This is a genomic window from Microbacterium sp. NPDC087589, assembly GCF_044743635.1.
Lineage (GTDB): Bacteria > Actinomycetota > Actinomycetes > Actinomycetales > Microbacteriaceae > Microbacterium.
In genome coordinates, this window is sequence record NZ_JBIUWV010000008.1 from 213,042 (window position 1) to 226,509 (window position 13,468).

The 13,468-nt window shown below is 68.3% G+C and carries 17 protein-coding genes and 1 tRNA gene; 9 read left to right on the forward strand and 9 right to left on the reverse strand.

The genetic code is table 11. The annotated features are described in order from the left end of the window. The first annotated feature begins 13 nt into the window (after nucleotides 1-13). Together ACIOU8_RS16640 and ACIOU8_RS16645 are read left to right on the forward strand one after the other, a co-directional pair. Nucleotides 14-262 (forward strand): ImmA/IrrE family metallo-endopeptidase, encoded by a 249-nt coding sequence (locus ACIOU8_RS16640; RefSeq protein WP_400791826.1) that lies wholly within the window; start codon nucleotides 14-16, stop codon nucleotides 260-262. Between the two features lie 226 nt (nucleotides 263-488). Next, nucleotides 489-1,091 (forward strand): GNAT family N-acetyltransferase, encoded by a 603-nt coding sequence (locus tag ACIOU8_RS16645; RefSeq protein WP_400791828.1) that lies wholly within the window; start codon nucleotides 489-491, stop codon nucleotides 1,089-1,091. On the opposite strand, the gene ACIOU8_RS16650 is transcribed toward ACIOU8_RS16645, so the two are convergent. After that, nucleotides 1,092-1,295, reverse strand: a complete 204-nt coding sequence (locus tag ACIOU8_RS16650; RefSeq protein ID WP_400791830.1) for a hypothetical protein — start codon at nucleotides 1,293-1,295, stop codon at nucleotides 1,092-1,094. A 105-nt stretch (nucleotides 1,296-1,400) separates the two neighbouring features. Here ACIOU8_RS16650 and ACIOU8_RS16655 point away from each other — a divergent pair, with 105 nt between their 5' ends. Further along, nucleotides 1,401-2,012, forward strand: coding sequence for a flavodoxin family protein (locus ACIOU8_RS16655; RefSeq protein WP_400791832.1), 612 nt, complete (start codon nucleotides 1,401-1,403; stop codon nucleotides 2,010-2,012). Between the two features lies 1 nt (nucleotide 2,013). On the opposite strand, the gene ACIOU8_RS16660 is transcribed toward ACIOU8_RS16655, so the two are convergent. Further along, nucleotides 2,014-2,346 carry a hypothetical protein gene (locus ACIOU8_RS16660; RefSeq protein ID WP_400791835.1) on the reverse strand — a complete coding sequence of 111 codons (333 nt, stop codon included), beginning with the start codon at nucleotides 2,344-2,346 and terminating at the stop codon, nucleotides 2,014-2,016. 67 nt (nucleotides 2,347-2,413) lie between these two features. Beyond that, nucleotides 2,414-2,536, reverse strand: coding sequence for a hypothetical protein (locus ACIOU8_RS16665; protein ID WP_400791837.1), 123 nt, complete (start codon nucleotides 2,534-2,536; stop codon nucleotides 2,414-2,416). A 72-nt stretch (nucleotides 2,537-2,608) separates the two neighbouring features. On the opposite strand from ACIOU8_RS16665, the gene pgi reads away from it, so the two are divergent. Continuing rightward, the gene (gene pgi, locus ACIOU8_RS16670; RefSeq protein ID WP_400791840.1) at nucleotides 2,609-4,288 is read left to right on the forward strand and encodes a glucose-6-phosphate isomerase; all 1,680 of its coding nucleotides are present in this window, start codon (nucleotides 2,609-2,611) and stop codon (nucleotides 4,286-4,288) included. Beyond that, entirely contained in the window at nucleotides 4,289-4,723 is a 435-nt protein-coding gene (locus tag ACIOU8_RS16675; RefSeq protein WP_400791843.1) for a DUF2809 domain-containing protein, read from the forward strand. It abuts the gene before it with no gap. Between the two features lie 48 nt (nucleotides 4,724-4,771). On the opposite strand, the gene ACIOU8_RS16680 is transcribed toward ACIOU8_RS16675, so the two are convergent. The 4 genes from ACIOU8_RS16680 to galU form a co-directional block, all read right to left on the reverse strand. Further along, nucleotides 4,772-4,844: transfer RNA gene (locus ACIOU8_RS16680), tRNA-Ala, on the reverse strand. A 49-nt stretch (nucleotides 4,845-4,893) separates the two neighbouring features. After that, nucleotides 4,894-5,751: a hypothetical protein gene (locus tag ACIOU8_RS16685; protein ID WP_400791844.1), complete on the reverse strand. Its 858-nt coding sequence runs from the start codon at nucleotides 5,749-5,751 to the stop codon at nucleotides 4,894-4,896. An 82-nt stretch (nucleotides 5,752-5,833) separates the two neighbouring features. Further along, entirely contained in the window at nucleotides 5,834-6,445 is a 612-nt protein-coding gene (locus tag ACIOU8_RS16690) for a GNAT family protein (RefSeq protein ID WP_309694366.1), read from the reverse strand. A gap of 44 nt (nucleotides 6,446-6,489) precedes the next feature. Beyond that, nucleotides 6,490-7,377, reverse strand: coding sequence for a UTP--glucose-1-phosphate uridylyltransferase GalU (gene galU, locus ACIOU8_RS16695; RefSeq protein WP_400791846.1), 888 nt, complete (start codon nucleotides 7,375-7,377; stop codon nucleotides 6,490-6,492). A 40-nt stretch (nucleotides 7,378-7,417) separates the two neighbouring features. Between galU and ACIOU8_RS16700 the strand changes: the two genes are divergently transcribed. The 3 genes from ACIOU8_RS16700 to mscL are packed head-to-tail and all read left to right on the forward strand — an operon-like array spanning nucleotide 7,418 to nucleotide 8,753. Then, on the forward strand, nucleotides 7,418-8,014 hold the full coding sequence (locus ACIOU8_RS16700) for a 5-formyltetrahydrofolate cyclo-ligase (RefSeq protein WP_400791847.1): 597 nt from the start codon (nucleotides 7,418-7,420) through the stop codon (nucleotides 8,012-8,014). A 15-nt stretch (nucleotides 8,015-8,029) separates the two neighbouring features. Beyond that, nucleotides 8,030-8,302 carry an FmdB family zinc ribbon protein gene (locus ACIOU8_RS16705; RefSeq protein WP_140037666.1) on the forward strand — a complete coding sequence of 91 codons (273 nt, stop codon included), beginning with the start codon at nucleotides 8,030-8,032 and terminating at the stop codon, nucleotides 8,300-8,302. Nucleotides 8,303-8,327: 25 nt separating this feature from the next. Further along, nucleotides 8,328-8,753: a large conductance mechanosensitive channel protein MscL gene (gene mscL, locus ACIOU8_RS16710; protein ID WP_400791851.1), complete on the forward strand. Its 426-nt coding sequence runs from the start codon at nucleotides 8,328-8,330 to the stop codon at nucleotides 8,751-8,753. A gap of 86 nt (nucleotides 8,754-8,839) precedes the next feature. Here the strand turns inward: mscL and ACIOU8_RS16715 are convergent, their stop codons facing one another. Together ACIOU8_RS16715 and ACIOU8_RS16720 are read right to left on the reverse strand one after the other, a co-directional pair. Beyond that, entirely contained in the window at nucleotides 8,840-9,034 is a 195-nt protein-coding gene (locus ACIOU8_RS16715; protein ID WP_400791853.1) for a hypothetical protein, read from the reverse strand. Continuing rightward, nucleotides 9,027-12,746 carry an AAA family ATPase gene (locus ACIOU8_RS16720; RefSeq protein ID WP_400791856.1) on the reverse strand — a complete coding sequence of 1,240 codons (3,720 nt, stop codon included), beginning with the start codon at nucleotides 12,744-12,746 and terminating at the stop codon, nucleotides 9,027-9,029. Before ACIOU8_RS16720 ends, ACIOU8_RS16715 begins: the two co-directional genes overlap by 8 nt. Nucleotides 12,747-12,936: 190 nt before the next feature. Here ACIOU8_RS16720 and ACIOU8_RS16725 point away from each other — a divergent pair, with 190 nt between their 5' ends. After that, entirely contained in the window at nucleotides 12,937-13,452 is a 516-nt protein-coding gene (locus tag ACIOU8_RS16725) for a methylated-DNA--[protein]-cysteine S-methyltransferase (protein WP_400791858.1), read from the forward strand. The last annotated feature ends 16 nt before the right edge of the window (nucleotides 13,453-13,468 follow it).

Consider the following 13,468-nt stretch of genomic DNA (forward strand, 5'->3'; position numbering starts at 1 on the left):
GACGAGGAGGACCATGGAGGCCCTCCTCCGCCTGCTCGAAGAGAACGGGCTGCACCTGGTCGAACGCCGAGGCCGGCACCACGGCGGTTACGAACCGCAGACGGCGACGATCCGCGTCGCCCCCGGCCTGAGCCGGAGAGCGACCTGCAGCGTGATCGCGCATGAGCTGGCACACGCCGTGCTCGGCCACACCCCACCGCAGATCCGTCGACCCGCGCGCGACAGGAGCGGCGCGCCGACGAGTGGGCTGCGCGCCTGCTGATCACCGCCGACGACTACGCCGAAGCCGAGAAGGTACGAGGCGCCCATCCGGCGAGCCTCGCGTTCGAGCTGGGAGTGACCATCGAGATCGTGACCGCCTACCAGCGGCTGCTGCACCGCGTCGGCGACGCCACCTACGTCAGCGCGAAGATGGGCCGAGGCCAATGGGAGCATCGCACCCTTATCGCGTGATCCGACACCGGACGCCGCGCTGATTGAATGGCTGCATGACCTTCCGCACCACCCCGGCCCCGATCAACCTCACCGGACGCCTCGTCGAACTCCGCCCGTTGGAGACCTCGCATCACGACGGCCTCCTCGAGGCGCTGAGCGAAGGCGATCTGTGGAAGCAGGCCTGGTACACCTCGGTGCCCTCTCCCGAGGGCCTCGCCGCCGAGATCGACCGTCGCCTCGGCCTGATCGAGAGCGGCGGCATGATCCCCTTCACGGCGTTCGACGCCTCGGGGCGCATCCTCGGTCTCACCTCGTACTACGACCTCGAGGCCGACGTCCCGCGGCTGCACATCGGCTACACGTGGAACCGCCCGTCTGCTCACGGAACCGGAACCAACGCCGAGTCGAAGCTGCTGCTGCTCCGCCACGCGTTCGAAGAGCTCGGCGTCTTCCGTGTGGGCCTGACCACTCAGTGGGTCAACTTCCAGTCGCGCGCGGCGATCGAGCGCCTCGGCGCGAAGCAGGACGGCGTGATGCGCGCGATGAGCCGCTACCGCAACGGCGCGCTGCGCGACAGCGTCGAGTTCTCGATCATCGAACCGGAATGGCCTGCAGTGAAGGCCAACCTCGAGGCGAGGCTGGCCAGACGGCGCTGACTACTCGGTGGCGTTGCCCGACCAGTTGTCCTTGCGGCGAGTGGCCGAACCGCCCGCGCGCATCATGAATGCGAGCGACAGGCTGGTGACGAGAAGTCCGCCGACGAAGACGATCGCCTGGAAATCTTCGAGCGACTGCGCGAGCCCCATGAGCCAGATGCCTCCGAGGAAGAGGATCATGAAGAAGATGAAGCTGAGGATCACGGGATCTCCTGTCGTAGCGGCCGTCATCCAGGATACCGTCTAGCGCACACCTGCCAGCGACGGAACCCCCTGGGCTATCGACGCCGACGATGATTTCGTGCAGGGATGACCGCACAACTGACAGCCCTCGCCATCTCCTGCACGCTCAAGCCCTCTCCCTCCGAGTCGAGCACCGACGTTCTCGGGTCGCAGATCCTCACAGCACTCGCCGAGCACGGTGTGACCGGAGAGCTCGTACGCGCCGTCGATCACGTCATCAGCCCCGGGGTCGAAGCCGACATGGGCGGAGACGACCAGTGGCCCACGCTGCGTGAGAAGGTTCATGCCGCCGACATCCTCGTGTTCCTCACCCCGACCTGGATGGGACAGCATTCGAGTGTCGCGCAGCGCGTGCTCGAGCGGCTCGACGCCGAGCTGAGCGAGACGGATGACGCGGGCAGGCCGATCCTCTTCGACAAGGTCGCGATCGCCGGCATCGTCGGCAACGAGGACGGCGCACACCACATCGCCGCGATCCTGTTCCAGTCGCTGAACGACGTCGGGTACTCCGTGCCCGCTCAGGCGTCGATCTACTGGAACGGGGAGGCGATGCAGACCGTCGACTACAAGGATCTCGACGAGACCCCCGAGAAGGTCGCACAGGCGACGGCGACCGCCGCGCGCAATGCGGCCCACCTCGCACGCCTGCTCAAGACAGACGGCTACCCCGCGGAGTAGGTCAGGACTTCGACGTGCTCCCGTCGACGATCTTCGCCTGCACGTAGTCGTCGATCACGAGTTCCCCGGTCGCATTGAGGGCGTGCATGATCTCTTCGACGCGCGGCTTCTGGATCACCTGGGGCTCACTCGAGCTGAACAGGAACTGCAGAGGGATCGCCGGGTGGATCCACACCGTGACGCGCCCAGGGTCGCCGCCCTCGGGAGGAAGCCAGGTCATCATGAAGCTCTCCTGGCGACGCAGCTTCGTGCCGACGATGACCTTCAGATGTGCCAGCGTCTCGTCGTCGATGAGGATCGGCTCCGACGTGCCGTCGTATCGCAGTCTTCCCATGAAGGAAACCGTACCCCGGCCCGCGCATCGTCGTGTACACGCGGGCGCGCTCAGGGACGGTGGAACGTCACGACCTGATCACGGCGGCCAGGAGCAGCAGTCCCCATGCGAACGGAGCACGCACGAACCTGCGACCGATCTCGCGCCTCAGCCGCCTCTCCGAGGTCATCTCGGGCGCGGTGTCGGTCATCGCAGCAATCCTAGGGTGAGACCCGACGTCATCGCGGGCGCATCGCGCCGCGTGCGGCAGTACCGTGGTTCCATGACCGCTCCCGTTGATCCGACACACACTCCCGCCTGGTCCGAGCTCGCCGCGCTGCGCGAGTCGATCACCGCCGATCTGCGAGGCTGGTTCGCCGATGACGCGGGCCGCGCCGAGCGTCTCACGTTCCCGCTCGCCGATCTGCACGTCGACCTGTCGAAGAACCTCGTCACCGACGAGGTGCTGGCGGCGCTGCTGCGTCTCGCGGATCAGACGGGTGTCGCAGATCGATACGCGGCGATGCTCGAGGGCAGCCACCTCAACACGTCCGAGGACCGCGCCGTGCTGCACACCGCGCTGCGCCGCCCGGCCGGGTCCTCCCCCGCGCTCATCGTCGACGGGCAGGACGTGGATGCCGATGTGCAGGCCGTGCTCGAGGCGCTCAGCGCGTTCGCCACCCGGGTTCGCTCCGGCGAGTGGCTCGGCATCACCGGCAAGCGCGTCACCCACGTCGTCAACATCGGCATCGGCGGCTCAGACCTCGGCCCGGTCATGGTCTACGAGGCGCTCAAGCCCTACGCGGATGCCGGCATCGAGGCGCGGTTCGTGTCGAACATCGATCCGACCGACCTCGCGCAGAAGACCGCGGACCTCGACCCGGAGACGACCCTCTTCATCGTCGCCTCGAAGACCTTCACCACCCTCGAGACGCTCACGAACGCGCGTCTGGCGCGCGATTGGCTGTGGGCCGGGCTCCTAGCCTCCGGCGCGATCTCCGACGGCGACGACGCCCGCACAGACGCCGTCGCACACCACTTCGCCGCGGTGTCCACTGCTCTCGACAAGGTCGCCGCGTTCGGCATCGATCCGGCCAACGCCTTCGGGTTCTGGGATTGGGTCGGCGGTCGCTACTCGGTCGACTCCGCGATCGGGCTGTCGCTCGCGATCGCGTTGGGTCCAGACGCGTTCCGCGAGCTGCTGGCCGGATTCCACGCCGTCGACGAGCACGTGCGCACCACTCCGCTCGAACGCAACGTCCCCGTGCTGATGGGCCTGCTCAACGTCTGGTACGTCAACTTCCACGGAGCGCAGTCGCATGCGGTGCTGCCCTACGCACAGCAGCTGAGCCGGTTCCCCGCCTACCTGCAGCAGCTGACGATGGAGTCCAACGGCAAGTCCGTCCGGTGGGACGGCACCCCGGTCACCACCGACACCGGCGAGGTGTTCTGGGGCGAGCCGGGCACCAACGGCCAGCACGCGTTCTACCAGCTCATCCATCAGAGAACCCGACTGATCCCGGCGGACTTCATCGCCTTCGTGAACCCGGCCTACCCGCTGGCCGACGGCGGGCAGGACGTGCACGAGCTGTTCCTGGCGAACTTCCTCGCTCAGACCAAGGCCCTGGCCTTCGGCAAGACCGCCGAAGAGGTCGAGGCCGAGGGAACCACGGGAGCGCTCGTGGCCGCACGCACGTTCGCCGGCAATCGTCCGACCACCTCGATCTTCGCGCCCGCACTCACGCCGCAGGTGCTCGGCCAGCTCATCGCGCTCTACGAGCACATCACGTTCACCCAGGGCACGATCTGGGGCATCAACTCGTTCGACCAGTGGGGCGTCGAGCTCGGCAAGCAGCTCGCGATGCAGATCGCCCCGGCGATCGGCGGCGACGAGTCGGCGATCGAGACCCAGGATGCATCGACGAAGGCGCTGCTCGCGTACTACCGCGCGAATCGGAAGTAGGTGAAGACCGAGACGCAGATGCCGTCGATCTCACCCCGCGATCCATCGGTCCGTGCGCGTCGACGACGCCTGCTCGTCAGCGCCGTACTGGTGATCGCGGTGGGTCTCGTGACACACTTCGTCGGCAGCGGTCCGGTAGCGGATTTCGCCGGCGACGCCCTCTACGCGGTGATGACCTACCTCGTCATCGCCATCGCGATCCCCCGCACCGCCCTCTGGATCGTGGGGCTGAGCGCGCTGGTCCTGTGCACGCTGATCGAGTGCTTCCAGCTCACCGGTCTGCCGGCGTTGTGGGCTGAGACCTTCTGGCCCGTTCGCCTCGTCCTGGGGGTCGGCTTCGACGCGCGCGATCTCGTCGCGTACGCAGTGGGTGCCGGCGCCGCGACGATCGTCGACATGGTGGTCAGCCGCCGTCGTCGCGCACGCGTCCGGTAGAAGGCGAAAGCCCCTCCGTGCTTCGCTCGGAGGGGCTTCTTTCGTCTGTGGACCTAAGGGGATTCGAACCCCTGACCTCCTCGATGCGAACGAGGCGCGCTACCAACTGCGCCATAGGCCCTGACGTCTTCTACGCTATCACGCTCGAAGACCCGTTCGTGTCGCGTGGATCAGCCGGCCGCACGCTTCGCGAGGAGGTCGCGGACGTGCGCCTCGATCTCGGCGTCGTCGACGTATCCCATCTTCGCGAAGGGAGAACTGGCTGCCGGAGCGGCGGCGGGGATCTGCACGGGTGCTGCGGGCGCCAGGCGCTCGGCACGCTCACGCAGCTCGGCGAGGCGAGCCGCGGTGCGGCGTTCCTCCTGGGCATCGAGCTCTGCTCGCGCTACCTGCGCACGAGAGCCTGCCACGGTCACCAGCGGCTCGGGCAGCGGACGCGGAGTCCACGTCGCTCGCCCCTGGTCGTGCAGTTCGGGCGCCACCCTCTGCGCGGGCTGCTCGGCGACCCGAACGGATCGTCGGGCGGCGCGAGCGGCGACCGACGACATACGCTGCAGGGCGTAGCCGGCCACGACGATCATCGCTCCGCCGACCCACAGCAGCAGCTGCGCCTGAACGGCGACCAGCTGCCATACGCCCAGTCCGGCGATCACGAGACCGAGAAGCAGAGTCGAGGCGGCGACGATGCGCACGCGGCGGCGTGCGCGGGCCTGACGGATGACAGGATCAGCCCTCGTGGCAGCGAGCTCTTCGCGGAGAGCCATGAGCTCGGCGGCCTCCTTCTCGGACTGCAGGCGCTTCGCCAGTTTCTGCTGTGCGAGAGCTGTGCGCGCGTTGAGCTCGAGACGCACCTCGCCGGGGGTCTCGCTGGTCTCTGCGAGCACCCGGAGGGCCTGATTCAGCCTGACGGCGTTGCGCTCCGCGGCGTCATACTGGAAGCGTCCGCGCCACGACGGCAGCAGATAGAGCATCCACAGGAGCACGGCGACGAGGACTATCACTCCCCCGCTCAGCACTGGCCCGTCCATGTCGACAACGGTACGGGAACATCGGTGATCACGACGCTCAGTGGAAGCGTGTGTCGCGACCAGTTCTGAAGTCAGCGGCGTGTCAGAGCGCGAAACGGTCGGAAGGAGGGATCGTCGCGGCGTCCGGAGGCACTTCGCCGTTCAGCCAACGAGCCAGCACCCCCTGCGGCACGTCCTCGCGCGTCAGGGCGAACGCATAGTGATCTCGCCAGTCGCCGTCGATGTGGATGTAGCGGCGACGCAGCCCCTCGTAGCGGAACCCGAGCTTCTGCACGACCCTCAGACTCGCGACGTTCTCGGGGCGGATGCAGATCTCCATCCGATGCAGGGCGTACTCCGTGAAGCACGCGTCCGTCGCGAGTGCGACGGCCGTCGGAGTGATGCCCTTGCCCGCGAACCGCTCGCTCACCCAGTAGCCGATGGTCGCCGAGCACAGCGACCCGCGGGCCACCCCCCAGACATTGAGCTGCCCGGCGATCTCGCCGTCGTACTCCATGACGAACGGATAGCCCGCACCGTCGCGGTACTGCTGCAGCAGACGACGGATGCTGAGCCGCATGTCGAAAGAGACGGAGCCGTACGGCACTGTCGCCTCCCACGGCTGCAGCCAGGAGCGGTTGCTCAACAGCTCATGCTGCAGAGCCCTCGCGTCCCGGGAGCGCACGAGGCGCAGCTCGATCGGGCCGTGCCGCATCCCCGTCGCCTGATCCATCCGCGCGCCCACGACCGCGACGACGCCTAGAGGCGTTCCGCGAACTCCTTGAGCCACGGACGCAGCTCGGGGCCGAGGTCGTCGCGGTCCGAGGCCAGCTGCACGATCGCCTTGATGTAATCGACGCGGTCACCGGTGTCGTACCGGCGTCCGCGGAAGATCACGCCGACCACACCGGGGCCCTCGGGCCTGGTCGCCAGCACCTGCAGCGCGTCGGTCAGCTGGATCTCTCCGCCCTTGCCGGGCTCGGTGTGCTCGAGCACATCGAAGATCGACGCGGGAAGGACATAGCGACCGATGATCGCGAGGTTCGACGGAGCATCTTCGGCGGCGGGCTTCTCGACGAGGTCGGTCACGCGCACGGCGTCCGATCCCTCGATGTCCTCGACGGCCGCGGCGCCGTACATGTGGATGCTCGCGGGGTCGACCTCCATGAGGGCGATCACCGCGGCACCGGAGCGCTCGTGCTCGGCGATCATCTCGGTGAGCAGCTGGTCGCGCTCGTCGATGAGGTCGTCGCCCAGGAGCACGGCGAAGGAGCTGTCGCCGACGTGGGTGCGAGCACGCAGCACCGCGTGACCGAGGCCCTTCGGCTCCCCCTGACGGACGAAGTGGATGTCGGCGAGGTCGCTCGAGTGGATGACCCGCGCCAGGCGACCGGTGTCGCCCTTCTCCATCAGCTTCACCTCGAGCTCGGGAACCGAGTCGAAGTGGTTGGAGATCGCGTTCTTGTTGCGGCCGATGATGACGAGGATGTCGTCGATCCCGGCGGCGGCGGCCTCTTCGACGACGTACTGGATGGCCGGCTTGTCGACGACCGGCAGCATCTCCTTCGGCATCGCCTTCGTCGCAGGAAGGAACCGCGTTCCCAGTCCTGCGGCGGGAATGACAGCCTTCATGTTCCTAATACCCATCCACACAGCCTAGTGGGGATGCCGCCGTAGACTCGGTAGCATGCCCCACGACGTCGAGCACGAGAAGCGCGCACTTCGCGCCGAGCTCCGCGAGCGCCGCCAGCTGCTGAGCGACGCGCAGCGGGAGACCGCGGCATCCGCCGTCACGCAGCGACTGGACGAGCTCGTCGAGACGCTCGACGCCCGATCGATCTCGTGCTTCCTGTCGACCACGACCGAACCCGGGACGAGGGAGTTCGTCACCGGAGCCGTGCGCCGCGGCATCCGGGTCCTGCTTCCGGTGACGCGCGCCGACGGCCTGCTCGACTGGGCGGTGGCGACCGACGGCGACGATATCGCCGAGGGCCTGTTCGGGCTGCCCGAGCCGACCGGCGAGGTCCTCGGTCCGATCGCCGTGAACGACGTCGATCTGATGATCATCCCCGCCGCCGCGGTCGATCGCACCGGGATGCGCATGGGCTGGGGGCGCGGTTACTTCGACAAGACCATCGGATCGATGGAGAAGTGCCCGCCTGTCTACGCAGTCATCTATGATTCCGAGGTACTCGACTTCCTGCCGCGGGAGGTGCACGATCAGCCGGTCTCCGGCGTCGTGACTCCCACGCAGACCCTGCACCTGTCGCCGACGCGACGCTGACCCGCGAGGATCGCAATGCCCACCTATGCCTATGCCTGCCGTTCGTGCGGCCATGCCTTCGACGCCGTGCAGAGCTTCTCGGACGACGCCCTCACCGTCTGCCCCGAATGCGGCGGAGAGCTGCGCAAGCAGTACGGATCGATCGGCGTGACGTTCAACGGCTCGGGCTTCTATCGCACCGACTCACGCGCGGGATCCGGCGCTTCCGCACCCGCCCCGGCATCATCGAAGTCGGAGCCGGCGAAGAGCACCACTCCGGCACCCGCGTCGACCAGCACCTCTTCCTGACAACATCGACTCTTCGGAGGCATTCATGCTCAAAGGCTTCAAGGACTTCATCCTCCGCGGCAACGTGATCGATCTCGCGGTCGCGGTCGTCATCGGCACCGCGTTCACGGCGATCGTCACCGCCGTGGTCAACAGCATCATCACCCCGCTCGTCTCGCTGTTCTTCAAGGCTGACGCGACCGGCAATTTCGGTCCGCAGCTGACGAGCATCTACGGCGACCAGGTGACGTTCCCGATCGGCGACCTGATCTCGGCGATCATCAGCTTCCTCTCGGTCGCCCTGGTCGTGTACTTCGTGTTCGTCCTGCCGATGAACACGTTCAAGTCGCACGTCGAGGCCCGCAAGGGCACGCCGGCCGAGCAGCCCGAGGAGGAGCCGGCCGCGGCCACCGAGGCCGAGCTGCTCATCGAGATCCGCGACCTGCTCGCCAGGAACAGCTCGCGCAGCTGACGCACCGCCGTCCTACGACGAAGCGCACGGTCCTGATCGGGCCGTGCGCTTCGTCGTATCCCTGCGGAGATCTCAGGGGCAGATGCTCAGTAATGCGGGGGCACGTCCTGCATCAATCGGTCGTCGTTCGGACCCTTCGGACCCGTAGGCCGATTCGGCTCCTTCGAGACCCGCTCCGGGTCGGTGTCGGTGTCCGCCACCGGAGTCAGCCGGGCACGTCTCGATCCGGCGACCCGCACGACCTTCTGCCGGGGCTCGTCGGAGTCGCGTTCGTCAGTCATTCTGAGGATCGGTGAGATCGATCGGCTGCGTGTCGTTGTCGGCGCGAGCCGCGGATGCCGAGATTCCCAGCACTCCGGCGATGCGGGCGGCCGCGGTGACCGGGTCGCTGTAGAGGTCGAACGCATGCACGCGCACGTAGTGCCAGCCGAGGCGGCGCAGCACGTGCGGGCGCAGTCGAAGCGTCTCACGCAGCGACTCCCCCCGAGACTCCGGGTCTGACTCGATCACGACCGCCTTGCCGTTGTGCTGGGCGACGAGCGGCAGCAGACCGCGGTAGTCGACGTCGACGGCGGCGCCGAGACGACGCAGCTCGCGTGCGAGCGCGAGTGTCAGCGGGTCGGCGAGGTCTTCCAGGCGGGCGTCGCGTGCGCGTGTGGCGAGGCCGCCCAGGATCGACATCAGCGTGGCCGCACCGTACTCGAGGCGTCCGTCGTCGAACGAGGAGGGCCGGATCGACGAGACGATGACCATCGAGCGCCGCGCACGGGTCATCCCCACCGTGAGCAGCCGCTCGCCATCCGGGGTCGAGAGGTCTCCGAAATCGCTGAGCACCCGGCCGTGCTTCGTGAGGCCGTAGCCGAGCGAGAAGATCACGCGGTCACGACTCTCGGCGACCGACTCCTCCAGGGTGAGCACCGCGAAGGGCTCGTCGGTGTCGCGGCCGACGAAGTCGGCGACATCCGATCGTCCGGCGAAGGCGGAGGTGACCGCGGCGCGCACGCGCTCGGCGTGACGCCTGCTGGCCGTGACGACCATCAACGACTCGTCCGGGCGATGCACGGCGTGCTCGACGACCAGCGTCACGACGCGCGCGACCTCCGCTTCGGGGCTCTCGACCGCACCCGACACGGGGTCGGGCGCTCCGGTGCCGCCTTCCACGTAGTCGACCGTGAGGCTGCCGCGACCCAGGTACGAGCCCGCCCAGGGCAACGAGACGATCTCGCCGCCGTAGAAGGCGTCGTTGATGAGTTCGGCGAGGTCCTCGCCCCCGGCGCGGTAGCTGCGCGTGAGGGTCATCACCGGAAGCAGTTCGGAGAGCCGCTCGAACACCGATACCGAGTCGAAGGGAACTTCGTGCTCCCACTCGGAGCCCGGGTCGACGGCGACGTGGAACGCGGTCGGCAGCTGCGTGACCGGGTCGCCGAACGCCACGACCTGACGGGCGCGGCGGATCGCCGGGGCGGCCTCCGCCAGATTGATCGCCGCAGCATCGACGAGGAGGACCGTGTCGAACTCGACCGAGTCGGGGATCTGCGGCACGAGGTAGGGCGACGAGATCCAGACCGGTGCGAGCACGTCGACGAGGGTGGGCGCTGAGCTCACGATCTCGGCCGTCGTCGTGGCCGGCTGCTTCAGTGCGCGCCTCAGGTTCTGAGATTCCTGCGGCTCGTCGACGATCGCGATCTTCCACTGGTTCGCGAGCTGCCAGGCGAGCAGCGGGCCCGCCATCGCCGCGTGCGCCTCGTCGACGAGACGGAAGTCCCGCTCGAGCCGATCGACCACCGCGGTGTTCGCGCCGAGCAGGGCCCGGTCTTCCTGCAGAGCGCGCTCGAGCAGCGTCTGCCACCACGCGAATTCGAGCTCGTCACCCACCCGCGACTCGGCGACGTGGCGAACGGACAACTCCGCGAGCAGCGGCTCGAGACCGAGTTCGGCCAGCCGATCGCGCAGCTGCGCACGCTCCACGAGGTTGTCGAAGACATCGGACTTGGCTGCGAGGCCCGCGAGAGTGCGCACGAGTCGCGCGACGGGAAGCGTCGAGAGCGGCTCCCTGCGTCCGAGTGCGACATCCAGCTCTGCGAGCTCGGCGGTGACGCGCTGCCAGGAGGCGTGGACGTCGGCGAGGCCGAGCGGCACCTCGGGCGCGACGCCCGCTTCCACGAACCGCTGCCACTGGGTGCGCTGCGCCTGGATGCGAAGCAGCGACTCGTGCATCTCGGTGACGTGCACGCCCGGGCGGACGTACTCCTTGGCGAGTCGACGTAGACGGCGCCGGTTGGCTCCGGACATCGCCGGCGCATCGCGTCGCGAACCGTGGGCCTGGATCAGCTCACCCAGCGGGCGTTCGAACACGGTGGGGCTGAACCGGTCGAGGGAATCACGGATTCCCTGCAGGAGCCGCAGGTACTCGCCGAGCTCGTCGATGGTCGAGAACGGACGCATATGCGTCTGGGCGATCAGCGCGTAGCCCCGCTCGAGCAGTGCGGGCACGCTCTCGGAGTGCAGGCGCGCCGCCAGTTGATGCGCGGACTTCGCCGCCTCTGTGCTCGAGAAGGTCACGCCGTACCAGGGCGAGTCGTCGGGGCCGAAGCGGAACTCGCCCAGACGCGCCGCCTGCGCCAGCGCGGCTGCCGCCGATGAGCGATCGTCGGCGAGACGGCGGAGGGTCTCGGCGCTGAGCCGTGCGGTGGTCGACGGCGGAGTCGGCAGCGAGGCGAGCCTGGTGAGGTGGCGCGTGGCGTCGAGCACCGAGGAGGTCGTCCCGGCGACCGGAGCGGTGAGCGCCTGCCGGTAGTCCCGCAGCACGGCGCGCAGGCGCACCAGGGCGTCATCGACGTCACTGACCTTCGGAGCAGTCGCCTTCTCGTTCCGGCCGATCGCACGCACGAGGTCGCGGCGCACACTCGCGGGCGAGACCGCCAGGCTGTCGAGACCGATGCCCGCGAGGCGGTGCCGCACGCCGTCGAGGGTCGAGCGCCGAGCCGAGACGACGAGCACGCGCTTGCCGGCGCGCACGAGTTCGCCGAGCGCATTGATCACGGTCTGCGTGCCGCCGGTACCGGGGAGAGTCGCGACGGTGAGCGAATGGCCGGCCGCGATCTTCGCGAGAAGCGCCTCCTGCTCGGCATCCGCGTCGAGCAGCAGGTTGTCGGATGCCGGCGCGCGGTCATCCGGTCCGGTGTGGTGAGGGTCGGGTCTGCGCGCGGAGACCTGCTCGCGGTCACCCACGTGTCCGGCGAGGGCGTTGAGCACGACATGGTCGAGGCTGCCGCCGTCGCGGGACATGGCGCCGCCGACGTCGGCGAAGGTCGAGACCACCAGCCTCGGCAGCACCGTGAACGTGTCGATCGAACGCGTCGTGGCCCGCAGGCTGTCGATCACGGGCTGGGGCTTGAATATCCCGCCGTCGTAGGCGAGGGCGGCGAGCGCCGCCGCGTCGATCGTGATGCCGAAGTGCTCGCGCGCGATCCGCACGAGCTCAGGGTTCACCTCGAACGCGCCCTGCAGCTTGAGCTCGAAGTCGGAATGGTGTCGACGGATCGCCAACGGCCGCAGGAGCACGGGTGCCGAGAACTCCGCCCCGCCGATGCGCCATCCTGCGACCCCGACCACGAGGTGCACGGCTTCGATGCCGCGGACGGTGCGCAGCTCGGTGTTCTTCGCGGTGATCCGCTCGGCGGCGAGCCTCGCCGTCCGCAGTCCGACCTCGTCGCGATAGAGGTTCGACAGCAGGGTGGACTTGCCGGTGATGAACTGGGGAAGGCTGCCCGGGTGAGCCTTCGAGATGTCTATGCCGGACTCGACCGTGTCGCGGAAGTTGACGAGCGGCGATGGGCCGCCGAGGTCGGCGGCCTCAGCACGCAGACGGGTGCGCTCCGCCTCAGCGGCATGCGCGATGCCGATACCGGAGACCGGCTCGTGCAACTCGCCGAGGGTCACTGCGGCATCGGTCGCTGCGTCATCCGCAGCCTTGCCTTCACGTCGCCACACACCTCACACACTAAGCGCGCCTCGCCCCGCAGCCGGTATCCCTGGCGGGTTTCACCGTATTTCCGCCAATCAGAGGCCTGCAGCGGGTGTGTGCGGACTGCTTCTGCACACGGGCCCCGAACAGGCGGGGTCTCCCCCGCTCGTGCTCGTGATGACGCCCGTGCGCGATCGCTGCGGTCAATATGGAGGCATGACCTTCCGCTACGACTTCGCACCGACCCCGTTCGGAGACGCCCTCGCCGTGTTCTCCGACGAGGGTCTCGTCCGATTCGACCTCTCGGAATCGGATGACCCCTCGGTTCCCTGGGTTCTCGAGAGCGTCTCGGGCCAGCTTCGCGCCGTCCCCGATCCCGACCCCGGAGCAGCCGACGAGGTCACCGAGCTCCTCGATGCGTACTTCGACGGCTATCCGGTGCGTTTCCAGGATCATCTGACATTCGACTGGCGCCTCGTCGACGGGTTCGCTCGCAGCGCGCTGCAGACGATCAGCACGATCGAGTGGGGAGAGACGATGAGCTATGGCGAGATCGCGGCACTGGCTGGTCGCCCCGGTGCCGCCCGCGCCGTCGGCACCGCCTGCCGCCTCACCCCCTTCTCGATCATCGTCCCCGTCCATCGCGTGGTGCGGTGGGACGGAACGGCGGGGCAGTACGGCGCGCACCCGGAGCGCAAGAGATTCCTTCTCGACCTCGAGTCTCACCGCTGACCGCACACGACGTGGA